The organism is Parasphingorhabdus sp., from assembly GCF_059726685.1.
On the sequence record NZ_AP041068.1, the window covers coordinates 1,544,253 to 1,567,152 of the forward strand.

Sequence of the window (22,900 nt, forward strand, 5' to 3'; positions counted from 1 at the left end):
CCTATCCGTTAAATTTGCCGCCTGCAGCAGCTTTTTCTTCCAGCAGCTTGGCCACTGGCAGGCCATGTTTTTTCAGACCCGCAACCACGTTATCGAGCCCGACCGTATCGGCCCAGAACATCGGACCGCCGGTATAAAGCGGCCAGCCATAGCCATTGATCCACACAACATCTATATCGCTCGCGCGCTGTGCCATGCCCTCTTCCAGGATTTTCGCCCCCTCGTTGACCATCGGATAAAGCAGGCGCTCGCGTATTTCGTCCTTTGAAATTTCGCGCTGCTCTTTGCCCGCCTTGGCAGCAAATTCAGCGATAATCTGTTTGACCTCATCGGCCGGGGTGCGTTGCCGCGCTTCATTATAGTCATAAAAGCCTTTGCCGACTTTTTGTCCCCAGCGACCGGCGGCACATAAGGCGTCGCGCAATGTTTCAATCCGCTCTGGATCACGGTGCCAGCCAATGTCGACCCCGGCGAGGTCGGACATCTGGAACGGCCCCATCGGAAAGCCGAAGTCCAGCAGCACATCATCCACGTCCCAGTAATTGGCGCCTTCCATAATCATGATATTCGCCTGTTCCTGACGCGGGCTGAGCATACGGTTGCCGATAAAGCCGGGGCAAACGCCAGAGACAGCGGCCACCTTGCCAATCCTCTTCGACAGCTTCATCGCGGTCATCAGCACGTTATCCGCTGTCTTCTCACCGCGCACAATTTCGAGCAATTTCATGATATTGGCGGGAGAGAAAAAGTGCAGGCCCAGCACATATTCAGGCCGCTTCGTCACCGCCGCGATCTCGTCAATATTCAGATAGCTGGTGTTACTAGCAAGGATCGCACCCTGCTTTACAATGCCGTCGAGCTTGGCGAAGACTTCCTTTTTGACGTCCATATTCTCGAACACAGCTTCGATCACCAGATCGCAGTCTGCGAGATCGTCATAGGACAGACTGGGCGTCAAAATGCTCATGGCGCCCTCGACCTGTTCTTCGGTCATCCTTCCGCGTTTCGCTGTGTTCTCATAATTTTTGCGGATCACACCAACGCCGCGTTCCAGCGCCTCCTCTTTCAGCTCGACAATGGTCACGGGAATACCGGCAGACAGAAAGTTCATGCCGATGCCGCCGCCCATAGTCCCGGCGCCCAATATGCCGACTTTCTTGATCGGGATCAGGTCGATTTTGGGATCAATACCGTCAATCTTGTTCGCCGCGCGTTCGGCGAAGAAATAGTGGCGCATGGCGGCCGACTGGGTGCCGGTCATCAGCTTCATGAAAAGCTCGCCCTCTTTCTTGACACCATCGGCATAAGACAGCTCGCCCGCAGCCTTTACGGCCTGAATGCCCGCCTCCGGGGCGTCGAACCCGCGAATCTTGCGGCCGTTTTTCCGACGAAATTCATCAAATATAGCCGGGTTCTTGATCCCATCTTCATTGGCCGTGCCTTCCGAGGAACGCGGCGGTTCCTTGCCAATCTGTTCGCGTGCAAAGGCGATGGCATCCTCGGCCAGACTGCCTTCGCCGACAATCTGGTCGACCAGGCCGATAGCATGGGCCTTCTTCGCAGAAATCGGATTGCCGATGACCACCATTGGCAAAGCCGCCTCTGCGCCGACCACCCGTGGCAATCGCTGCGTTCCAGCGGCGCCGGGGATCAGGCCCAGTTTTACCTCGGGCAGGCCCATTTTGGCCGATGGTACAGCGACACGGTAATGGCACGCCAAGGCAACTTCACAGCCTCCGCCCAATGCGGTTCCGTGTATCGCCGCGACAACCGGCTTGTCGCTGGCTTCCAACCGGTCAATGGCCTCACCCAGATTCGGCCCCTGCATAGGCTTGCCAAATTCCGTAATGTCCGCACCGGCAAAAAATGTCCGTCCGTCACAGCGAACGACCACGGCCTCAATCTCGTCGTCGGACAAGGCCTCTTCAATGCCATCGACAAGTCCCTGTCGAACTGCCGCACCGAGCGCATTGACCGGCGGATTGTTCGAGATGATGACCAATATATTCTGATGTTTTTCAGTGGTGATGACAGACATTTTTTTCTCCTGCAAAATCCCGTTTGGTTAACGAAGAGAGGCGACGTGGTGCAAAGGTGATGCCCAAAAGTCAAGCGGGCCAACCGAGTATCACAAAGAATGAGGATTTCAAATCAGGCTTTTGTTTTATTGGGTTAAATGCAGGAAAATTCGATGATTGTTGATCTCGGAATCCGGATGTTTTGGGCAACTAACGCCGTCAGAGAACCGTCTGTCGCAAGCATCAGATGTTAAGCCCTGTTAACCATAGAAATTTAGACGCACTTAACATCCTCAGAGCATTTTTATGCACGGGCATAGGAACAGGGCAACGCCGAAAGGCAGAAATGAGGTTCCATATGAAACATGTTACGATACCAAAAGCCACCAGAGTCATCGGCCCGCTTGGGGAAGCGCTCGCCGAACATGACTTGCCACCCGCGGATACAACCCGCTGGGTGATAAGGCGTAAAGCCGAGGTCGTCGCTGCCGTGAATGGCGGGCTGTTGACCACGGATGAAGCCTGTGAACGTTATGATCTGTCGCTGGAGGAGCTCATTTCCTGGCAGCAGGCGATCCATCGTTCTGGTATGTCTGGTTTACGCATCACCCACTTACAGGAATATCGCGACCAAAGCTTCAATCAGGATATGTGAACGGCTTTTAAATCAGGTCTGAGGCTTGGTACGACAAGCCCAAAAGCCTGAACGCGTTATCCTTATATTTTAAAATTTCACTCTTTCGCTCGGTCCCATTTCCAGGTCCGTCATAGCGAAACCCAATCTAACAAGGTGCCCCCTATGTCCTCCACAACATCGTCCGCAATGCCTCCAACTATGTCGACGGCCAAAGTCATTATTGTTGAAGAAGAAAACGCGCTTTCCAGGTCATTGCAAGATGATCTGGAGGCCAATGATATTTCGGTCGCTTGCGTATTTTCCAAACTGGATGAGGAAGCCAGTCTGGTTTTCGGACCAGACGCCTTGGTGATTGATCCCAAAACCATGAGAGAGAATGGCAGCGAATTGCTTGACCGGTTTTCCGGACTACGGTCCTCCATGCCGGTCATATTAACGCCGAACCCAAAGGATAGCGGCGATGATGAACTGGCCTTTGATGCCGCCAGTGTCGTCCAGCGATTGCAAAAACCCTATGCCGTCCCGACTTTGTGCAATTTGATCGGACGGATGGCGGATGTCAGCGGCCATGCGGTCAACGACCTCGATTATGTCTGCGCGCTGGTCGAAACGGACCGGTTGTTGCCAAATCTTTCGGTCGAATTTCAGTCCAAACAGTCTCTGGATAATGACAAGATTGTCGGTTACGAAGCGCTGACCCGTGTGAAAACCCGGCGTGCTTTAAACCCCGCCATTATCTTTTCCGATCTGGTTGATGTCGCGGTTGAGGTGGAAGCCACCCTTGTGGTGGTTGATGAATCAATCAAGCTCGCCACCGCTTTGGCAAAACGGGGCCGTCCGGTTCCCGTTTCCTTCAACTGTAGCGCGATTATGATGACTTACCGGCGCTTTGTCGATGCACTTATCAGCCGGCTGAAACATGCGGATATTCGGCCCGGCCAGCTGATGCTCGAAATAACTGAAGAATCCCGTGTAGTCGATGTCGACCGCCTTGCAGCAGTGTGCCATTCGCTCCGCGGCCATGGACTGGGCATCTCAATTGACGATTATGGCACAGGTCTTGCCAATCTCGACCGGATATCAAAAATCCCGTTTGATGAATTGAAAATCGACAAAAATATTTTCAATGCCTGCTATGACGGCGATATTCCGATTTCGCTGCTCGCCTCAATGCTGGAATTCTGTCGCGGCCGCAAAGCACGGTCGGTCATCGAAGGGATCGAAACCAAACATCATCTGGCGCAGGCACGCCTGCTCGGCGCCGATTTCGGTCAGGGTTTCTATTGGGGTTGTGCAGTTCCACCAAAATATTTCGTCCCTGGTTGGTAGGAAATTCGCGCTTCGTCACGCAGCTTCTATCGCTACTCTTACCAATCTTCACTGGACCTTCGGGCATGGGCGCACTAACCTGCGACTCATCCCCGGGGAGCCTGTGCGTGAACGCAGGTTGAGAGCGGAATAAACCGCGACCCGTTGAACCTGATCCCGTTAACCCGGGCGGAGGGAGGGAGCGGTGTTAGACAAAATCCCGCCTCTTCACTCCGACCAATGGAGTAGAGACTATGGCAGACATTCCCGCGAAGACCGAAATTGGCGTAACTACTGGCCCGATTGCGGGTTCCAAAAAAGTCCATGTGGCCGCGCATAGCGGCTCAGGCATCCGCGTAGCGATGCGGGAAATTCATCTTGAAGGCGGCGAACCGCCTGTTCGGGTTTACGATACGTCCGGTCCATATACCGATCCCAATGCGCTGATCGACATTAACGCGGGTCTGCCGCAACTGCGCCGCGAATGGATTGAGGCGCGCGGCGATGTTGAAAGCTATGATGGCCGCGAGGTTAAGCCCGAAGATAACGGCCAACTGGGCCCAGACCGCAGTGGCGGTGTCCCGCAATTCCCGCATGTCGTCAAGCGGCCTCTGCGTGCCAAGGCAGGGATGAACGTCTCGCAGATGCATTACGCACGCAAAGGTATCATCACCCCTGAAATGGAATATGTCGCCGAGCGTGAAAATCTCGGACGGGAGCGGCTGAAAGAATATAAGCGTGATGGCGAAAGCTTTGGCGCGTCTATCCCCGATTATGTCACGCCGGAATTTGTCCGTGACGAAGTGGCGCGTGGTCGGGCAATTATCCCGAACAATATCAACCACCCGGAAACCGAGCCGATGGCGATTGGCCGCAACTTCCTTGTGAAGATCAACGCGAATATCGGTAACAGCGCGGTTGCGTCGGACGTGGCGACAGAGGTCGACAAGATGGTCTGGTCGATCCGCTGGGGCGGGGACACCGTTATGGATCTCTCCACCGGCCGGAATATCCACGATACGCGCGAGTGGATCATCCGCAACTCACCCGTGCCCATCGGGACCGTACCCATTTACCAAGCGCTCGAAAAAGTTGGCGGGGTCGCCGAAGACCTGACCTGGGAAATTTTCCGCGACACCCTGATCGAGCAGGCCGAGCAGGGTGTTGATTATTTCACCATCCATGCTGGTGTGCGGCTGCCCTATGTCCCGATGGCGGCGAAACGCGTCACCGGCATCGTCTCGCGCGGCGGCTCGATCATGGCGAAATGGTGCCTGGCGCATCACAAGGAAAGCTTCCTCTACGAACATTTCGACGACATTACCGAGATCATGAAAGCCTATGACATCGCCTATAGCCTTGGCGATGGCCTGCGCCCCGGCTCGATTGCCGATGCCAATGACGAGGCGCAGTTCTCCGAGCTTTACACGCTGGGCGAACTCACCCACCGCGCGTGGAAATCCGATGTGCAGGTGATGATCGAAGGTCCCGGCCATGTCCCTATGCACAAGATCAAGGAGAATATGGAAAAGCAGCTGGAAGTCTGCGGCGAGGCCCCTTTCTATACGCTTGGACCTCTAACCACCGACATCGCGCCCGGCTATGACCATATCACCAGCGGCATCGGCGCGGCGCAGATTGGCTGGTATGGCACCGCCATGCTTTGCTATGTCACGCCCAAGGAGCATCTTGGTCTGCCGGATCGCGACGATGTAAAAGTTGGTGTTGTGACCTATAAACTTGCCGCCCATGCCGCCGATCTTGCCAAGGGCCACCCGGCGGCGCAGGTCCGCGACGATGCGCTTTCAAAGGCGCGCTTCGAGTTCCGCTGGCGTGACCAGTTCAACCTGTCGCTCGATCCCGACACCGCGATGCAATATCACGATCAGACGCTTCCCGCAGAAGGCGCCAAGACCGCGCATTTCTGTTCCATGTGCGGGCCGAAATTCTGCAGCATGAAAATTTCCCAGGAAGTGCGCGATTTTGCCAGCAAGCAGAACCAGAGCGCCGAAGGCTTTATCGCCTCGGAAAAACTGGGCGCTGATACGGCGGCGGCAAGCAAGGCCGCAGCAGAGGAAGGCATGCGCGAAATGGCTGAGAAATATAAGGAAAAGGGCGATCGGCTTTACCTGCCGGCCGACGAGGTGGAAGAACCGGCGGAGTAAAACGCATGAAAACTTTAATGACATCACTCACCGCTGCGATGGCGATCATCGGGGCCACTTCCGCCGCGCAGGCGGAGCCCAAGCAGACCCTCATGCCCGACAGCGAACAGGGCCGCGCCTTCATGGAGCAGTTCGGTTTCTCTCAGGCCGTCATCCACAACGACACAGTCTATCTGTCCGGCGTGATCGCTGGCCCGACGCCGGAGGGCATGACTGACGAGGAAAGCTATGCCCGCACCTTCACCTATCTGGGCACGATACTGAAGCGCGCCGGGTCAAGCTGGGACGATGTGGTCGATATCACCACCTATCATGTCGATATTGACCAGTCGATGCCGCCTCTCGCCGCCGCCAAGAACCGCTTTGTGAAAGCGCCTTTTCCGGCCTGGACCGCGATTGACGTTGACCGCCTCTACACGCCCGACGGATTGGTAGAGATCAAGATCACCGCGCGCCTGACGCCAGAGGGGAAAGAATCAGCGGAATGACCATAAAATTTCTCGCCCCCTTGGCGCTGTTATTCGCCGCGCCAGCACAGGCCGGTGACAAGCCGCCTGAATTTCTCGGCAATGGCAGCGCCTTTCCGCTGTCCGAAGCCGTGCAGGTTGGGAATATCATCTATCTGTCCGGCCAGCTCGGCATCGATGAAAGCGGGCGGGCGCTGGTTGCCGGCGGTATCGAACCGGAAACCAAACGGACAATGGACCGGATCGGCACCACGCTGGCCAAATATGGTCTGGATCATGATGCCTTGTTCAAATGCACCGTGATGCTGTTGGATATTGGCGACTTTGCGGCCTTTAACGCTGTCTATAAAAGCTATTTCAAACCCGGCCGCTATCCGTCGCGTTCTGCTTTCCAGACTGCTGGACTGGTGCTGGACGCCCGGGTCGAGGTTGAATGCTGGGCTTGGAACCCAAAAGGTAAAGAAGAACCGACAGAATGAACTGACACTATAGAGGAGATCATCATGCAGGAACCCTATGAACAGGCGTTGGAATCCGCTCGGCAGGAACTCGAAAAAGTACGGGCATTGCTGCAACAGGATATCTCCGAATATCCGCACCCGATTTCAGGATGCGACTATCAATATGTCCGCCTGATCAGTGATCGTACAAGGATATCCAACGGCCTGCGTGCTTTAGAAAACCGTCCCTTTGTCGCCACGCCGAGGATATTGGAACCAGCGGAGTAAACCCATCCCATGGCCCTGTCTGCCGCCGCCTTGCTCACCCGTCTTCAGGCCTTTGATGGCCGGGCGGTCGGCATCTTGGGTGAGGTCGAGGCGGAATATCGGGGCGAGGCGGAATATCTCGATGCAGTGATCGCGCTCGCCGCGCATGATCAGGAGGCGGTGTCGAGCGGTGCGACCTGGTTGATCAAGGCGGCGCTCGAACGCGGGGAGGCGCTTTCCGCCGCGCAGAGCGAAGCCTTATGGGATGAAATCCCGGCGATCCGATACTGGCAGGCGCAGCTGCATGTCTGTCAGAGCGCGGCCTATCTCACTTTCTCCGCCGATGGCGCAGCAACCATGGATCGCTGGCTCACACCGCTGCTCCACCATGATCGTCCGTTTCTGCGGGCCTGGTCGGTGGAAGCACTGTGCCGGGTCGCCGCTCAGCATCCCGAATATGGCACAGTCGCCCGCGATGCCGCGCGCGCCGCCGCCGGGGACAGTGCCGCCTCGGTCCGCGCGCGGGTGCGCCAGCTGGACGATCTGTTGAAAGATATCTGAACCGCGCAGGGCACGATTGCCAGAGCGGCAAATGGGCTGCTATCGCAAGCCATTGGCGAGGATGAGGAATTTGCACCCATGATCACACCACAAAGCGCAGAGCAATGGCGCGCAGATGGACAGTTTGTCGTGTGGAAAGGCCATCAAATCTTCGTCCGCACCGGCGGGGAAGACACTGCGCCGCCCTTGCTGCTCCTCCACGGTTTTCCGACCTCCAGTCTTGACTGGCTACCGATGTGGGCGGAGCTCACCGCGCGTTACCGGGTGGTGGCGTTTGATTTTCTGGGCTTTGGCTTTTCCGACAAGCCGAAGCGACACCATTACGATCTTCAGGAACAAACTGACATAGCGGCGTATCTGGCGGAGACTTTTTTAGGTCAGGATTTTCATCTCCTCGTCCATGATTGTGGCGTCAGCCCGGGGCAGGAATTGCTGGCGCGGCACGGGGAGGGCGGACTGGCGCACAGGGTGCTGAGCTGCGCCTTCCTCAACCCCGCCCAGCATCGCGCGCGGCCCATTCAAAAGCTGCTCACGGGGCCCTTTGGCTGGCTGTTCGTGCACCTGATGAACCGGGAGCGTTTCGGCAAAAGCTTTAGCGAGGTTTTCGGCAAGGATACGCAGCCCGGCGCCGCGGAACTCGAAGCCTATTGGGCGGTCATCTGCACCAATGGCGGCAACAAGCTCCAGCACAAACTGCTCCACTATATCGCCGACCGCCGCACCCACGGCCCCCGCTGGCAGGCACAGCTCACCAGCCCGCCATGCCCGATCGCCCTGATCAACGGCACCCAGGACCCGGTCTCCGGCGGCCACCTGGTCGACGCCGTCGCGGCGCTGAACCCGGAGGTTCCCGCATGGCGGCTGGACCATCTGGGCCATTATCCGCAGACCGAGGGCGCAGCGGATGTGCTGGCGGCTTATGCGGAATTTCGGGATGGGTTTTGAGGGGTAAGGTGGTGATGCCGACAGGACGGGGTGGGAGATTTGAAGGAGTTTTGGGTTTGTTGAATACACTATAACCGTAGATCAATTGCAAATATGAATTTGATCTGATCCTTAGTAGGACTTGTCAAAATGATATTCCGTAAATGAAATATCGTAGAACAGAAATATAGCGTTATAGTATGTTGGGTTGTAATAAACTGATTTAACTATAGAACCTGTTTCGAAGTACGGTTTAAGGGAATTCGATGCCAAAGAAACGCAAAGAAAATGTTAGTGTCAGTTTCCACTATATGGTGAGGCCAAATAAGGATAAAAAGGCTGACGGATACGACGAGATTTCAGTGGCTGATTTCGATGGCTTGTGCGACGTAATTGAAAAACAGCCGAAGCCTGATACGACTGATCCGAAGACCTTGGAGCGGTTACGATTTGGGACTCTCATCCCGTTTGCAAACTTTAAGCGCATGGATGCCCGCTGCGTTTTTGGAACCTTTGAAGCCCCCTATTCAGGGCATTCGTTTAAAAACTCTGAGAAGGGAAAAATAGAAGCAAATAGCGTGAACCAACGGCAGTTTCACTATTGCCTATATTTGTCTGGCAGCGGCCGACTTTATGTCGGTTCGCAATATTTGGGCCCCTATGGTTCGTATTTAGACCTCAAGTTGGCTATAAAGCGTTTCATGAAAAATGGTTCTTCTTTGATTGACTTTGCAATTCGAGATGACTCTCTTGCTTTGAGCAAAGTAGTACCGAAAGAGATTCAGATTGATGTTTCTAATGCGAGTGATGAGATTCACCGAGATCAGGTTTTGGGAAGAAAAACTGCAATTGTTTTGAAGCGAGACAAAAAAGGAGGCGACTTTGAAGCAGCCGCTAGAGATCGAATTTTACCGATATTCAATTCAAAATCAAAAGATCGCGCAAAGGAACTAGCCAAGACGCTTAACGATCTTGGCATGTTCAGTGTTGAAGAAGGCGAAATCACAGATGGAAAAATGGTGATTGAAAAAGGACGAGGACAGCAAACAATTTATCTTTTTGAACCACTCAACTTCGCGACTAAATACAATTTGGATGTCCCTCTTAACAGTGATGGGCATCCAAAAACCAAAGCTGTGAGGAAAGCGATTTACAAAGCGTTGGAACAAAACATAATATTTAATGCTGGAAAATGAAAATATTAGCTGAAATATACTCCCGTGATAAAGCGACATATTATAACTTCCAAACAAATGTTCAAAAATCATTAGTCAAGAAGAATACTGGTATTTTCGTTGCTGCACTTATGATTTCTGCTGTGTCAGGTCGATTTTCAAACGATGTGTTGGGTCCGTTGATTAGTTTGTTTTCCATTTTGATTGGCTTTGGATTTACTGCGCAATTTTTCCTCGTTGATAAGAGGTTTGAAATCTCAAAGCGGGATGGAGTTATTGAAGATAAGCAGTTGGAAGATAAATTGAATACGCTTTCGAAGGAGTTGTTCAGCAACATTCAATACTACAACGTAGTTCTCACTTCGACTGTGATTATAATTGTAATAAACCTACTTACTTATGATCCTAAAATATTTGATTTAATTTTCTCAGATAAAATATTGATGGAAAAATATGACTTGGTTGCTGGCTATTTGGGTGCGTTTTTTATTGCGCTGCTAGGGATTGAAGCGATCTCCAGTTTCTTCCGAATAGTTTTTCGAACTGAGTATCTTTTTAGGAAACTTCAAGAGAAAAAATAGAATTACGGATTATGGCGACAGAATATTGAATTCCCGATACTATACGAAAACCAACAAAAACACCCACCTTCAACCCTGATCCGTTACCCTCACCAAATTCCAGTCATAACCCAGCTCTTTCACCCGCGCCTCAATTTGGGCGCGCACTTGCGGCTCGGGTTGCGCCTGACGCGTGAGCATCCACAGATAGCGTCCGCTGGGTTCGCCGACGATCGCCCAGCTATAGTCTTCGGCGCGGTCCAGCACCCAGTAATCGCCGTAAAAGGGGCCGAAGAAAGAGACTTTCAGCTTCGCATTGCGGCTGCCCTCGACGATTTTCGCCTTGCCCTTGGCGGTGGTGGTCTTGCCCTCTTTGGTGCAGCTGTTGATGACCTTGATTTTCCCGTCATCGCGCAGGGAATAGTCGGCGGTCACGCCGTCGCAGCCTTTTTGAAACGGCGCTTCATAGCGGGCCATTTCATACCATTTGCCGAGATAGCGATCCAGTTCCACCGCCTTGGCGGGCTCTGGCACCGCTTTATTGCCGACGGGGCCGGGCTTGCCAGCGCAGGCGCTGATCAGGGCAAAGGGTAACAGGCTGAGCGCGAGCTTTTGGGTGGCCGACAGGTTCATGATGGTCTCCATTGCAAGGCAGCATAGCTAGCCGCGCGTGAGCCCATTATGAATATGGGTTTTGGTGCATATTATTCCATGATATGCTCGCGTCACGTCAGAAAGAGGCAAAACGATGAACCTGCTCGAAAACCCCGCCCTTAAATGGATTCCCTTCACCGACACGGAGGGCCGCTTCGCCTATCCCATCGCTTATCATGGCGCGGTGCTGTCCGTGCGGCCCGACGCAGATGGCGCGGGCGGGCATATTGATCTGCTCTACCGCTGGGAGCCGAACAGCTATTGCCATTTCCACCGCCATGTCTGTGCGACCACCTCCACGGTGCTGGCGGGCGAGCTGCATGTGGTGGATTATGAAAATGGCGTTGCCGGAGAGAAACGCATCCGCGCCGCTGGTGACTATGCCGCGAAGGATCCGGGCGATGTCCATATGGAACATGGCGGGCCGGAGGGCGCGCTGGTGCTGTTCAACCTCTATGCGCCCGATGGCAGGTTGGCCGATTTTCTCGGTCCCGATGGCGAGACGCTGACCACCATCACGCTGGAAGACATGACCACCGGACGGATTGCCCGGCAGGCGGCTTAGATATAGGCGGCTTAGGCGGCGCGCGGTACGCGAGGGGCTTTTCCGGCGCCCTCGGGCGCGCAGACGACCCGGTTGCGGCCCTGTTCCTTGGCTTCATACATCGCGTTATCTGCGCTCTTGAATGTCGATGAAAAGGCACTGGCAGGGCCATGCGCGACGCCCAGCGAGCCGGTGACCCGCAGCCGCGCAGGCCAGTCCTGATGCGTCAGTTTCGCAACCGCAGCGCATAATCGCTCGGCAATATCATCGGCACCGGTTTCGCAGCCGGGCAGGGCGATAATAAACTCCTCCCCGCCCCAGCGTGCTGCCAAAGCATCGGGTGCTGTTTCGGCCAGTGTTTCGCGGATACAGGCGCTGACGGCCGCGATCACTTCGTCACCCTGTCCGTGGCCATAGCTATCGTTGATCTGCTTGAAATGGTCAATGTCGAGCAGGATCAGCGGCGTCTGCATGTCTCCAAGTTCTCCAATGTGATCTTGCAGGGCGGAGCGGTTCAACAAACTGGTCAGGCTGTCATGACGCGATAACCAGGACGTGCGCCGCAACTCTTCGGCCAGTCGCTGGCTCAGTCGTTCCACCTCGATACCGTCTCGGCAACTGTTATGCGCCTGAAAATTGACCGCCTTGGCAATGATGAACAGCGCGACGCACATGAAGATGAGTGCCATCTGGGCAAAGCTGCTAAAATCCTTGTCGAACAGCAATATGCCCGCGACGCCCGCAGCAGTAAATCCGCCGAGCAGCGGAAAGGCAATGCCGGCAATCGGCGCGGCGAGCAGGATGGATACAACCATCGTCACCAATATCGTGACCCAGGTGGTCAGCACCGCATCCGACCCGCCGATTAGCGTCCCGACGTCGAGCATCATCGCGGCCCATATGATCCCGCTGGATGCCTCGGCCATCATCCACAGATTTTTGCGTATCGCGGTATTTTTGCCGGTCTCGACAGCGCGGCGCAGCGACTGCGATGAGGCGGTGATGGCCAATTGCGCTATGATCTGCAGGCTCAGGAATATCCACAATGCGCGGTTATCGGTCAGGCTTGCGATCCATCCGATCACTCCGACGGGAATGATGACGCTGAGCTGTCCGGCAATCCGCCGCTCCAGCCCATCGATGAGCAGTTTCTGCGAAACTTCCGTCTTATCAATAGCGGAAATGTCCGGTGCGCCGGCATAGCTGTCCTGATAAGCGGCGTCCGCCATTCCATTCCCCTGATGAATTGGAAACAGACATATGAGTTTTTGGATAACAGATTGTTAATGGAAGGAAAAACACCGTGCTTGCAGGATGAAAGAGGTGACGGAACGCGCTTTCCCAAGCCGGTTCATATTTGCTAAGGTGTCGTCATGACCCAGATATCTGATACACCGCTGATCATCGAAGTTTCGCTCAACGGATCGGTTAAGCCGGAGCAAAATCCCAACGTTCCTTACGAGGATGACGATATTGTCGCGCAGGCGGTAGCCTGTATGGAGGCGGGGGCGGCGCTGGTGCATAATCATACGCGCGATCCGGTCTTTGGCGGCACCGGTGTGATGGATGCGGAAGATTATGCCCGGCCGTGGCGCAAACTACTAAAGCTGCGCCCTGATGCCATTCTCACCCCGACCATGCCGGGCAAGGAGGGCGTGTCGGTCGAGGAGCGCTATGCCCATATCGAAGCGATGGCGCAGGAAGGCCTGATCGCGCAGGGCCTGTGTGATCCGGGCAGTTTCAATGTGTCGGTTCCGGGCGAGGATGGTGCCTTTGCGCCAACCAATCTGATCTATCGCAATGACATGCAGGACAGCTATTATTATGTCGAAGCGTGTCGGCGACTGAAGCTGGGGATGAGCATTTCAATTTTTGAACCCGGCTTCGTCAAGTTCATCATGTCACAGCAACGCGCCGGAAAATTGCCGCCAGGCGGGATCATGAAATTCTATTTTGGCGCGGATGATCAACCCTTTGGTCTGCCGCCGACGGCGACCGCTCTCGATGCCTATCTCGAGATGATCGAAGGCAGCGACCTGCCGTGGCTGGTGTCGAGCTTTGGCGATGATTGTGTTGGTTGCGGTCTGGCGGAAGCCGCAATCGTGCGCGGCGGCCATGTGCAAGTCGGGATAGAACCCTATGGCGGTTCGCGCACGCCGAAAAATGTCGATCTGGTGCGTGAAGTCATCGAACTGGCAGAGCGGTTGGGCCGTCCGATTGCTACGCCGCAGCAGGCGGCGAAGATCATGAATTTGCCGACCTATCCGGTGCCGTTTGCGGCGGTACCGTGATTATGCCGGGAATTCAGACGTGAACCATATATTGGAACCAGCACCACAATGAGCGAACCACTGCATATCGGTATATTGGCCCACAGCGCGGAAGGCGCGACACTGTCTTACCGGACAGTGTGGCAGGAAGGCGTGCGAAAAATGGGCGCGCACGAGCATCCGCGGATCACAATGAGCGGCGGGGCGATGGCACCGACGCTTGATCTCTGGGAGCGCGGCGATCTCACGGCGCTGCGGCAGATTTTCTATGAAGATGTTGAGCGGTTGGCCGGGGCGGGGGCGGATTTCTTTATCCTACCTGACAATACCGCGCATATTGCACTAGAACAGCCAGGCCCGGATTTCTCTATCCCGGGCCTCCACATCGCCGAGGTTGTCGCAGCACAGGCCGAGGCGGACGGGCGGCGGCATATTGGCGTGCTCGGCACCAATTGGACGATGGATGGCCCGGTGTACAAGGGCGCACTGGCTCGCAGATCGCTCGAGCGCTCCATCCCGGCTACCAAGGACCGCGAGATTATTCACAACGCGATTTTCAACGAACTTTGCCTCGGCGATTTCCGTCCGGAGACCCGCGCGGAGTTTATTCGGATCATTGGTGATCTGAAACAAACGAGCTGCGACGCTGTCGCACTCGTCTGTACGGAAATCCCGCTTCTAATTACGGACGAAGTGTCGCCACTGCCAATATTGGATAGCACGCGGCTGCAGGCCAAGTCGGCGGTGGCGGTGGCGCTGGGCGAGCTTCCGATGCCAACTTGGCGGGGTGGAGCGGTTTGAGTTCACTTTTCCGCTTTGCGCCGAAAGTGGAGATTTGTTTGTCGACGTCCGTCCGGTTGATGACGAAAAGACGCAGTTCTCGATCTATAGCTATGGCCGTTTAACCGCTATTTCTTAAAGCAGTTGCAATAGCATTGAGCGACAATTGTATCCCTTCACCAATACGCGGATCATCTTCACCAGCACGAAGGCGTTTCATGAGTTCAATCTGCAGGTGGTTAAGCGGTTCGATATAGGGCAAGCGTAGTTCGATGCTGTTGAACAGGGATGGGTTTTTCGCCAGCAAATGAGGCTGGTCAGTGATCTCCAGCAATATATCACGGGTTTGTTCCCAGCTTGACCGGATGCGATTGAAATAACCCTCGCGCATGGATTTGTCTTCAACCAGTTCGGCGTAACGTGCCGCGATACCCATGTCGGATTTGGCGAGAACCATTTCCATATTGGACAGGCTCGCCTGAAAAAATGGCCAGCTTTGCGCCATTTCTTTTAGCTTTTCGACATCGTCAAAGGCATTCAGCGCCTGTCCCACACCAAACCAGCCTGGCAGCATCACGCGAGCTTGTGCCCAGCTGAAAACCCAGGGAATGGCCCGCAAATCCTCTATCTTGTCGCTTTTCGTTCGACTGGCGGGGCGCGATCCTATTTTGAGTTTCGCAATTTCAGTGAGCGGTGTCATCTGGCGAAAGAAGGTTCGGAAACTGTCATTGCCGTAAACCAGATCACGATATTCGGTGAAGGCGGCCCGCGAAATCTCGTTCATCGCATCGGCAAAGCCGGTTTGGACTTTTTGGTTCGAAGGATCTGGTTCTAGCGAGCGGAGCAAGACCGCCGAAGTCATGGCTTCCAGATTGGTCTCGGCGACGCCCATCGTACCATATTTGGCGGCAATAACTTCTCCTTGTTCGGTAATACGGATGCGACCATCGACCGTACCTTTCGGCTGCGCCTTAATCGCGCCAAAGGCTGAGCCGCCGCCACGTCCAACAGCGCCGCCACGGCCATGAAAAAGCTGCATCTTCACGCCAGCATTCTCGAAAACAGGGGTTAGGGCCTGACTGGCTTTGAACAGACTCCAGGTAGAGGTCAAATACCCGCCATCCTTGTTGCTGTCGGAATAACCGATCATCACTTCCTGTGCACCTCGTGCGCGAGTGAGAGCATGCATTTCCGGGAGGGCAAAAAAGTCGGTCATGACCTGCGGCGCGTTTTCCAGATCGGCTACAGTCTCAAATAACGGCACAGCCATGATGGGGCAGGTGGGTGCCGCCTTTTCATCCTCAGGTGCTCGGTAAAGGCCGGCCTCCATAAGCAGAACATAGACTTCCAGAATGTCGGATACGGTTTCGCCGTTGCTGATGTTGTAATTGACAATGACTTCCGGGCCATATTGATCATGGGCTTGGGCGGCCGCGCGTAAAATGGAAAGTTCCTTGGCCGTGTCTTCGCTATAGGTGATCCATGGGCTCACCAAAGGCCGGTTGTTTGCAAGTTCCTGCCTCAGTATGTCGACGCGATTGTCTTCGTCCAGTGAGAGATAGTCGGACTCAACGCCGGCTTCGGCAAGCAATTCAGCAACCACTCGCTCATGAATACGACTATTCTGCCGCATGTCGAGTGTGGCGAGGTGAAAACCGAATAGCTCCACGGTTCTGATCAGGCGCCCCAATGCTCCTGATGTAGCAAACACGCCTTTGCCACGTGAGCGCAGGCCATGAGCCAGTGTGACAAGATCCTCGCGCAATTGCTGGGGATTGTCATAAGGTTTGGCGACTATGGGTGATGGGCGCCCGGGAACATGACCGCAGAGTTTCAGATGAGTGGCGGACAGACGGGCATAGATACCGGACAGCGCTCGGCGATAGGGTTCGTCCTTGCGACTTGGCGCATCATCACCACTAGCCTCGGCGAGGGTGATTACTTCATCTGGCACATCTGCGAGTTCTGTTGAAATGCTGAGTTCTGCGCCCATGGCGTGGATGCGCGCAAGATAGTAGCCGATAACCGTTTCTGCGGCGCGCGACAAAGCTTCTCGCATGGCATCGGCGTCGACAAAGGGATTGCCATCGCGGTCGCCGCCGATCCAGCTGCCGAGCTTCAGGAAATTGGGAAGGCGGGCGCCCAGCACCTTTTCCCATTTGCCATAAAGTTTGGGTAACACAGGAAGAAAAACATCCCGCATGTAGCTTTGCGAGATCTGTACCTCGTCGGTTACAAACAGGCGTTCGCGACGAAGTGGCCGGGTTTGCCAAAGCAATGCGATTTGCCGCATGATCGCTTCATCGAGTACGTCGCCTTCGGGTGTATTGTCGGCCCCGGCATCTTTCATCAGCAACAACTCTGCAATTCTTGCCTTGTGGTCGATCATGCTCTTGCGCCGCACCTCTGTGGGGTGAGCGGTCAGCACTGGAGCAATCAAAGCGTCGTCAAGCAGTGCTAGTATCGCCTTTTCGTTCACACCTTCATTGGCCAATTTTTTGACTGCTTCGGCAACGCTGGCACCTTCTTCTGCCGCAACGCCCTGGCGATCCTCGGCAAGATTGGCGAGCAGAGAAAAGAGCATGAAGCCCCGGACAAAGGCAGTGGTTTCATCAAGCGACAGTGCATCTAAGCCAGGATCAATCGCGTCTGCATCTGCCAGTCCGCGATGCCGGTCAACACTGGTCGAGCGGATATATTCGGTACGGCGGTAGAGTTCCTCTCCGCCATAGGAACGGATCACATCGCCCAGCAATTTGCCGAGATATTTAATGTCAGGGTTTTGGCGAACAACCAATGACGGTGTTGCCGATGAATCTTTGGGGAGGGTATCGGTCATGCCGCTTTGCTGCACTGCAGCGCAGGCAGGGTCAAGAAAATCCTGATGATCGTAAAAATCGAAACGATCTCAGCTGATTTAGATTTCTTCACCAAGGTTATCGGAAGCACGTTCACGCAAACAGAAAAGGCCCGCCCTTTTTCGAGGACGGGCCTTTGGCGGCATATGTTCAATCAGCTTGGACTTTTTCCATCCTTTTGCTCTGACCAAGGACCTTTCTGTTTTTCAGCCTTCGCAGGAACAGGAGCAGTAGCCGCGGGTTGCGCTATTTTCTTCGATTGGGCTTTGACTGGTGTCGCCGCCACTTTCGGTTTCGGCTTTGCCTGCGCTTCAAGCGGAGCTGTTTCAGTTTCGGTCGCACCACCGATTAGGCTGTCCAGTGATGACCCGTCCAGGCCAAGCTCTTTCATCAGCCCGTCAATGACCGGTGCTTGTGCGCGGTAGGACAAAGCAGCGGCGACAGCGTCGGTAGCAAGATTGCCGCCTCCACCACCATTGACGCCTCCGCCATTGCCAGAGCCGTTTCCGCCTCCGCCATTTTGGGTGATGCCGTCGACCTGAACGATCTTGATGGAGTCGATGGCTTCCATAGGTTTCGCTGATTCCTTCACCACTTCAGGCAATACGTTGAGCAGCGCCAATTTGGTCTGCAGCGATATCTGATCGGATGACAGGATATTGGCTGCCTCGTTCACCGCGCGTTGACCAGCGGCCTCTACTTCAAAGCGGACGCGAGATGCTTCGGCGCGCAATTTTTCCGCCTCTGCTTCGCCCTCTGCGTCCAGTCGGATCGCGGCCGCGCGGTTTGAAGCGGCTTCTTTTTCGGCCTCTGCCTGCACCTTGACACCAATGGCTTCGCGTTCTGCCTGTTTTGATGCCTCGATCAGTTCAATGCGCTTATCGCGGTCAGCAACCTCGGTTTCTCTTGAGGTTGTGACTTGCTCTTCGGCTGCCACTGCTTTGGCGCGCGCTTCATCGGCTTCTGCCTTGGCCTGGCTTTCTTCGCGACTTTTGTTCTGGATAGCGATTTGCTGTTCTTGCCGGGCAATTTCAATCGCTTGCTCTTGGGCGATTGAGGCTTCCTTGACGGCGCGATCGGCTTCAATCTGCGTGGAATCGATCTTTTGTTTCGCGGTAATCCGCGCTTCTTCAGCTTCTCGATTGCGAACAGCTTGCTCACTCGCAACCTCAGAGGCCTGTTCGGCACGCCGCATCTCGACTTCACGTTCTTGTTCGAGCCGCGCAAATTCATTGTCCCGTTCGATGGTGAAGCTGCGTTGATCCGCTTCCAGGTTTTTGCTCTCAATTTGAACACGTGTATCTTGTTCAATGTCGTTCCGTGCTTTCTTACGCAGTTCAATTTGCTCCGTAAGTTTGGTCAGACCTTCGGCATCAAAGGCGTTATTGGCGTTGAAATGCTCAATACTGGTCTGATCCAAACCGGTTAGTGATACGGATTCCAGTTCGAGACCGTTCATCGCCAGATCGGCAGAGCTGGCTTGCTGCACTTTCTGGACAAAGTCCGCGCGCTGCTCATGCAGCTCGTTCATTGTCATGCCCGCAGCAACCGAGCGCAGCGCATCGACAAATTTACCTTCGACCAGGTCCTTTAGCGCCTCGGGCTGCATAGTGCGCAGGCCCAAAGTCTGTGCGGCCATAGCCAATGATCCGGCATCCGGGCGCACGCGGACATAAAATTCCGCCTTCACATCAATCCGCAAGCGATCGAGGGTGATCAGCGCATCAACATTATTGCGCTCCACTGCCAGCCGCACTGTGTTCATGTTAACCGGCATGGTTTCATGCAAGACCGGCAGCACCATGGCACCGCCGTTCATCACAACCTTTTCGCCGCCAAGTCCGGTCCGAACGAAGGCAATTTCTTTGGTTGCGCGTTTATAGAGCCGAGTGATGATCAACCCGAAGATGAGCAGGGTGATAAAAATAACGCCGGCATAGACGGCGAGGGAAACGAGATTCTCAGTCATATTTTTCTTTCTATTTTGGGGCGCAGCGCGCTGAACAAGCTAGAGGGCAATCTAGCGGATATTGCGCTAACACCGTTTTCAGTTTGAATATTTAGTTCGGGTTCATTCCAGAAACTTGACGGTATCAGGCGAGATGATTTTGAATGTACCTTCCTCCCGGCGAACGAGCAGAACCTCTTCCGCCTGGCGAAAAATCTCGCCTTCGTTGGCTGGCTCGACCATCACGAAATGGCCGTGGCCGTGTGAGTCGATCACCTTTGCGCGAGCTGGCGAACCAGTCTCTGCCTTGCCAATCTCGATTTTCCCGCGTCGTCCGACCAACATTTCAATGTCGATTGCGGTGGTTTCATCGCTGGGAATGACCCGCGACAAGGGACGCGCCAACAAGCCGGTTAGCGGTAAGGAAACGGCAGCCGCCGCTGGAACGGCGAGCCATGGCGTTAGAAGCCATCCGAACAGATTGCTGTAAAATTCCTGACCCGCCAGTCCGATAATACCGAACAGGGCCAGAAAAAGCACAAGCAGCATGAGAAATGGCAGACGACCAAATCCCAATAAGGAGAGCAGACCTTGGCCAGCGCCGTGAGCGCCAGCTTCGGCAATATCAGCGTCGGGATCCATGTCGGTGCCGAAATCCGGCCCAAAGTCGCTTAATCCAACAAGCTGTAATAATCCGATGGCAAACATGAGAAGGATGGCGGCGCTAAAAAAGATATTCTCATCCGCCAACCAAAATTCTATCACGCAAAACCTCTCCTTTACATGAATATAGGATGAATAAGCTGGATTTCAAGATGTCAGTCCTGAAATTCTGTCGAGATATCAGTAGAAATTGGAATTCGAGAGGGAATTCCTCTTAAGAACCTAGAAATTTTTCACCCTTCTAGTTCAATATCCCAGTATAACCAGTCATGCCATGTATCGTGGAGGAAGTTCGGCGGGAAGGCGCGTCCATGTTCCTGCAACTGCCAATTGGTCGGTTTGATCGGCCTGTTGGAAAGCTGCATGTGTGCCTCTTTCGGCGTTCGGCCACCTTTTTTCAGGTTGCAGGGCAGGCAGGCAGTAGCAACATTTTCCCATGTGGTACGGCCTTTCTGGCGACGCGGAATGACATGGTCGAACGTCAGATTGTCGAGGCTGCCACAATATTGGCACATGAACTTGTCGCGCAGAAACAGGTTAAACCGGGTAAATGCGGGATATTCAGAAGGTTTCACATAGTTTTTCAGCGCAATTACCGACGGGATTTTCATGTCGAGATTGGGGCTATGGACTTCGCGTTCATAGCTGGAAACAATGTTTACCCGGTCCAGGAAAACCGCTTTGATTGCGGTTTGCCAAGGCCATAAGCTTAAGGGATAATAGGATAGCGGCGTATAGTCAGCGTTCAACACCAGTGACGGACAACTTTCGGGATGCCGCAACAGGTCGGGATGATACATAGTCTAACTACTCCCTTAGTCTTTGACTGACTGCTCTTTATCCGCAAGAACATGACATGGTCATTACAACTGACATGCAAAGAACATTATCTGCCCTATGACGTCAAGAGGGGATATTGGCCAAGATGTTGTGGTGCGCTTTGCGCCAAGCCCCAACGGATTGTTGCATTTGGGGCATGCTTATGCAGCCTGTGTCGCCCATGATTATGCGCGAGAGAGGGGTGGGAAGTTACTGTTACGGATCGAAGATATAGATATTGGCCGCAGCAAGCCCGAATTTATTGACGCGATTTTTGCTGATCTGCGATGGCTGGGTCTCGATTGGGATGGAGATGCAGTTTTCCAATCTCAGCGGCTCCAGAGTTACGCTAACGCGGCCAAACAGCTGAAGAAAAAGGGAGTTCTCTACCCTTGTTTTTGCACGCGATCGTCCATGCGCGCTATCCAGGAAGAAGAAGGATTGGAGGAGGGGCCGGATGGCCCGATTTATCCCGGGACTTGTCGGGGTCTCGACAAGGGTGAGGTTGCCGAAAGACTTAAAAGAGAGCCGCATAGTTGGCGGCTTGATGTTAAAAAGGCGACCGATTTGATTGGTGATATAGGCTGGCATGACGAGCGTCACGGGGATCAGATTGCTGATCCGGCGGTATTGGGAGACGTTGTATTGATACCCAAGGATACGCCCGTCAGCTATCATTTGGCTGTGACATTGGATGATGCGCGCGACGGAATCACTCATGTCGTACGCGGGGAGGATCTATTTGCCTCGACCCATATACACAGACTGCTGCAAGCCTTGATGGATTTATCCGTTCCCCGCTATGTCCATCATCCGGTTTTGCTTGATGAGACAAGGGTAAAGTTGTCGAAAAGCCTAGACTCTGCATCTTTGGCCGTATTGCGAGAAGCAGGCACGGATGGCTACATGATAGCTGACAAATTACGAAAAAATATTTTCCCGGTTGGAATAACTTTATCAAAGGGCTAATCAGAGAATATGAGCTATATACTGATCCTACTAATCTTGTTGGCAGCTGGCGCCGTTGTTTATGCTTTGGTCCGCGGTTTGATTGCTTTCGTTAATATGGAGCCGGAAGACGTTGATGCTGATGGCGTGACGGCTTCGCACAAAAAACAGAATGAAATGATGTTCGCTCGGGTGAAATATCAGGCCATCGCAGTCATACTGGTTGCGCTGCTATTGTTGCTTGCCGGCGGTCAAAGCTAAGGCCAGGCTTGTATGGTCAAGCTCAACAAAATCTACACGAAGACGGGCGATGACGGGACGACGGGGCTGGTCGATGGATCACGCTTGGCCAAGAGCGATATATGCATGGCAGCCATTGGCGACGTTGATGAACTCAATAGTGCGTTGGGTGTAGCAATTTGCGAAATTAGTGATGCGGCATTGGTGCAGTCGCTCAAGGTGATTCAAAATGATCTGTTCGATCTTGGAGCGGATTTGGCAACGCCCGCTGGCGAGGGAGATGATTTTGCGCCATCAGACATGGTCCTTCGAGTTACGCCGTCGCAGGTCGAGAGGCTCGAAAGCGAAATTGATAGGGTCAATGACAATCTTGATCCGCTGACCAGCTTTATATTGCCTGGAGGTAGCAAGGCTGCCGCATCCATCCATCTGGCCAGGGCCGTTGCTCGGCGTACAGAACGAACCGCCGTAGGTGCCGCACAGGCTATGGCGATCAATCCGCAGGCTCTCGCCTACATTAATCGGCTATCGGATTATCTTTTTGTGCTTGGGCGAATGCTGAATGATGGCGGCAAAGCTGACATTTTGTGGGTTCCTGGAGCCTCTCGCTAGCTGGCCGTTTTATCGCGTAAACGCACCGCAACATATATATTT

23 protein-coding genes and 1 riboswitch are annotated in these 22,900 nt (G+C 54.2%); of the genes, 16 read left to right on the top strand and 7 right to left on the bottom strand.

The features are described 5' to 3' along the window. Window position 1: 1 nt before the first annotated feature. Window positions 2-2,038 carry a 3-hydroxyacyl-CoA dehydrogenase NAD-binding domain-containing protein gene (locus AC6I9Z_RS07650; protein WP_461454900.1) on the bottom strand — a complete coding sequence of 679 codons (2,037 nt, stop codon included), beginning with the start codon at window positions 2,036-2,038 and terminating at the stop codon, window positions 2-4. 338 nt (window positions 2,039-2,376) lie between these two features. Here AC6I9Z_RS07650 and sciP point away from each other — a divergent pair, with 338 nt between their 5' ends. The 10 genes from sciP to AC6I9Z_RS07700 all read left to right on the top strand — a co-directional run bounded on the left by sciP (window position 2,377) and on the right by AC6I9Z_RS07700 (window position 10,543). Beyond that, window positions 2,377-2,673, top strand: a complete 297-nt coding sequence (sciP, locus tag AC6I9Z_RS07655) for a CtrA inhibitor SciP (protein WP_109356146.1) — start codon at window positions 2,377-2,379, stop codon at window positions 2,671-2,673. Window positions 2,674-2,817: 144 nt separating this feature from the next. Next, on the top strand, window positions 2,818-3,984 hold the full coding sequence (locus AC6I9Z_RS07660; RefSeq protein ID WP_461454902.1) for an EAL domain-containing protein: 1,167 nt from the start codon (window positions 2,818-2,820) through the stop codon (window positions 3,982-3,984). An 83-nt stretch (window positions 3,985-4,067) separates the two neighbouring features. After that, a riboswitch (TPP riboswitch) is annotated at window positions 4,068-4,178 on the top strand. Window positions 4,179-4,217: 39 nt separating this feature from the next. Beyond that, complete coding sequence (thiC, locus tag AC6I9Z_RS07665) at window positions 4,218-6,128, top strand: phosphomethylpyrimidine synthase ThiC (RefSeq protein ID WP_461454904.1); 1,911 nt, start codon at window positions 4,218-4,220, stop codon at window positions 6,126-6,128. Window positions 6,129-6,133: 5 nt separating this feature from the next. Continuing rightward, window positions 6,134-6,616 (top strand): RidA family protein, encoded by a 483-nt coding sequence (locus tag AC6I9Z_RS07670; protein ID WP_461454906.1) that lies wholly within the window; start codon window positions 6,134-6,136, stop codon window positions 6,614-6,616. Then, window positions 6,613-7,074 (top strand): RidA family protein, encoded by a 462-nt coding sequence (locus AC6I9Z_RS07675; RefSeq protein ID WP_461454908.1) that lies wholly within the window; start codon window positions 6,613-6,615, stop codon window positions 7,072-7,074. Before AC6I9Z_RS07670 ends, AC6I9Z_RS07675 begins: the two co-directional genes overlap by 4 nt. A gap of 24 nt (window positions 7,075-7,098) precedes the next feature. Next, on the top strand, window positions 7,099-7,323 hold the full coding sequence (locus AC6I9Z_RS07680) for a hypothetical protein (protein WP_461454910.1): 225 nt from the start codon (window positions 7,099-7,101) through the stop codon (window positions 7,321-7,323). Window positions 7,324-7,332: 9 nt separating this feature from the next. Further along, the gene (locus tag AC6I9Z_RS07685; RefSeq protein WP_461454912.1) at window positions 7,333-7,863 is read left to right on the top strand and encodes a hypothetical protein; all 531 of its coding nucleotides are present in this window, start codon (window positions 7,333-7,335) and stop codon (window positions 7,861-7,863) included. Window positions 7,864-7,941: 78 nt separating this feature from the next. Next, window positions 7,942-8,808: an alpha/beta fold hydrolase gene (locus AC6I9Z_RS07690; protein ID WP_461454914.1), complete on the top strand. Its 867-nt coding sequence runs from the start codon at window positions 7,942-7,944 to the stop codon at window positions 8,806-8,808. A gap of 245 nt (window positions 8,809-9,053) precedes the next feature. Continuing rightward, window positions 9,054-9,983: a hypothetical protein gene (locus tag AC6I9Z_RS07695; RefSeq protein ID WP_461454916.1), complete on the top strand. Its 930-nt coding sequence runs from the start codon at window positions 9,054-9,056 to the stop codon at window positions 9,981-9,983. Further along, window positions 9,980-10,543, top strand: a complete 564-nt coding sequence (locus tag AC6I9Z_RS07700) for a hypothetical protein (protein ID WP_461454918.1) — start codon at window positions 9,980-9,982, stop codon at window positions 10,541-10,543. Before AC6I9Z_RS07695 ends, AC6I9Z_RS07700 begins: the two co-directional genes overlap by 4 nt. 69 nt (window positions 10,544-10,612) lie before the next feature. Here AC6I9Z_RS07700 and AC6I9Z_RS07705 read toward each other — a convergent pair whose 3' ends face one another. Continuing rightward, on the bottom strand, window positions 10,613-11,155 hold the full coding sequence (locus AC6I9Z_RS07705) for a lipocalin family protein (protein WP_461454920.1): 543 nt from the start codon (window positions 11,153-11,155) through the stop codon (window positions 10,613-10,615). 115 nt (window positions 11,156-11,270) lie between these two features. On the opposite strand from AC6I9Z_RS07705, the gene AC6I9Z_RS07710 reads away from it, so the two are divergent. Beyond that, a complete protein-coding gene (locus AC6I9Z_RS07710) occupies window positions 11,271-11,741 on the top strand; it encodes a hypothetical protein (RefSeq protein ID WP_461454922.1) in 471 nt (156 codons plus the stop codon). An 11-nt stretch (window positions 11,742-11,752) separates the two neighbouring features. Here the strand turns inward: AC6I9Z_RS07710 and AC6I9Z_RS07715 are convergent, their stop codons facing one another. Beyond that, complete coding sequence (locus tag AC6I9Z_RS07715) at window positions 11,753-12,949, bottom strand: GGDEF domain-containing protein (protein ID WP_461454924.1); 1,197 nt, start codon at window positions 12,947-12,949, stop codon at window positions 11,753-11,755. A 144-nt stretch (window positions 12,950-13,093) separates the two neighbouring features. Between AC6I9Z_RS07715 and AC6I9Z_RS07720 the strand changes: the two genes are divergently transcribed. Further along, window positions 13,094-14,011, top strand: coding sequence for a beta-keto acid cleavage family enzyme (locus tag AC6I9Z_RS07720; protein WP_461454926.1), 918 nt, complete (start codon window positions 13,094-13,096; stop codon window positions 14,009-14,011). A 48-nt stretch (window positions 14,012-14,059) separates the two neighbouring features. Continuing rightward, window positions 14,060-14,791, top strand: coding sequence for an aspartate/glutamate racemase family protein (locus AC6I9Z_RS07725; RefSeq protein WP_461454928.1), 732 nt, complete (start codon window positions 14,060-14,062; stop codon window positions 14,789-14,791). Between the two features lie 100 nt (window positions 14,792-14,891). Here the strand turns inward: AC6I9Z_RS07725 and ppc are convergent, their stop codons facing one another. From ppc to AC6I9Z_RS07745, 4 genes are all read right to left on the bottom strand, one after another. Continuing rightward, window positions 14,892-17,609 (bottom strand): phosphoenolpyruvate carboxylase, encoded by a 2,718-nt coding sequence (gene ppc / locus AC6I9Z_RS07730; protein ID WP_461454930.1) that lies wholly within the window; start codon window positions 17,607-17,609, stop codon window positions 14,892-14,894. A gap of 173 nt (window positions 17,610-17,782) precedes the next feature. Beyond that, window positions 17,783-19,597, bottom strand: a complete 1,815-nt coding sequence (locus tag AC6I9Z_RS07735) for a flotillin family protein (protein ID WP_461454932.1) — start codon at window positions 19,595-19,597, stop codon at window positions 17,783-17,785. Window positions 19,598-19,699: 102 nt separating this feature from the next. Next, entirely contained in the window at window positions 19,700-20,341 is a 642-nt protein-coding gene (locus tag AC6I9Z_RS07740) for an OB-fold-containig protein (RefSeq protein ID WP_461454934.1), read from the bottom strand. A gap of 131 nt (window positions 20,342-20,472) precedes the next feature. After that, complete coding sequence (locus AC6I9Z_RS07745) at window positions 20,473-21,039, bottom strand: HNH endonuclease (RefSeq protein ID WP_109356161.1); 567 nt, start codon at window positions 21,037-21,039, stop codon at window positions 20,473-20,475. A gap of 97 nt (window positions 21,040-21,136) precedes the next feature. Here AC6I9Z_RS07745 and gluQRS point away from each other — a divergent pair, with 97 nt between their 5' ends. Genes gluQRS through AC6I9Z_RS07760 form a run of 3 tightly spaced genes read left to right on the top strand, consistent with a single transcriptional unit; the run spans window position 21,137 to window position 22,858 of the window. Continuing rightward, a complete protein-coding gene (gene gluQRS / locus AC6I9Z_RS07750; RefSeq protein ID WP_461454936.1) occupies window positions 21,137-22,027 on the top strand; it encodes a tRNA glutamyl-Q(34) synthetase GluQRS in 891 nt (296 codons plus the stop codon). A 9-nt stretch (window positions 22,028-22,036) separates the two neighbouring features. Further along, window positions 22,037-22,267 carry a hypothetical protein gene (locus AC6I9Z_RS07755; RefSeq protein ID WP_461454938.1) on the top strand — a complete coding sequence of 77 codons (231 nt, stop codon included), beginning with the start codon at window positions 22,037-22,039 and terminating at the stop codon, window positions 22,265-22,267. Between the two features lie 12 nt (window positions 22,268-22,279). After that, window positions 22,280-22,858, top strand: coding sequence for a cob(I)yrinic acid a,c-diamide adenosyltransferase (locus AC6I9Z_RS07760; RefSeq protein ID WP_461454940.1), 579 nt, complete (start codon window positions 22,280-22,282; stop codon window positions 22,856-22,858). The last annotated feature ends 42 nt before the right edge of the window (window positions 22,859-22,900 follow it).